Source organism: Psychrobacter sp. 1Y4 (genome assembly GCF_051847555.1).
In genome coordinates, this window is record NZ_JBPYDE010000858.1 from 1 (window position 1) to 590 (window position 590).

The 590-nt window shown below is 46.3% G+C and carries 1 protein-coding gene; it reads right to left on the minus strand.

Annotation, left to right across the window (positions count from 1 at the left end):
* Positions 1 to 590, minus strand: a 590-nt coding sequence (locus ACS8FC_RS19260; RefSeq protein WP_439297972.1) for a TRSP domain-containing protein, incomplete at both ends; no start/stop codon positions are given.

A 590-nucleotide genomic window follows, 5' to 3' on the forward strand; every position in this document is an offset into this window, starting at 1 on the left:
AGGCGTCGGACTGACCACCAATACATTATCCAAACCGCGCCACATCGCATCGACGCTATCAGCAGCCGTTTCTACACACAACACAATTAAATCCCACTCAGTCGGATCAACATTATAAGCAAAGTTGGTCATACCCAGCCCGTAATTATCATGAAAGCTCAGCATGGTAGTGATGGCGCCGCCAAGCGCAATCGGTGAGCGCGTCAATGCACTAAATTTCACGATAGTATCCGTGTTAGCTTTGAGGTTTTGAGACGTTGTCTCAAGCCATTCCGCCAATAAAAACGGCAACCAAACAAACTCATTGCTGCCCAATACCAAGATTTTTTTGGGTAATTGAGTGATATCAAAGCGGTCTTGATCATTAGAACGCGTAAATGCAGCCTGAAAGTTTGATAGGTAATTGTCAAACCCATCTATACTATTTAATGTGGGAAAACGTCCCCAGTTGCCTGTAAATCCAAGCGCTTGACTACCAGCGGCAGTAGTATCAACCGATGGCATAGTGATAGGCTCTGGGTTGGGCGCGTCTGTCCATTGCCAAGCGCCTGACAGTAAGTGATGGCGATGAAACTCGATACCAGTTAAAC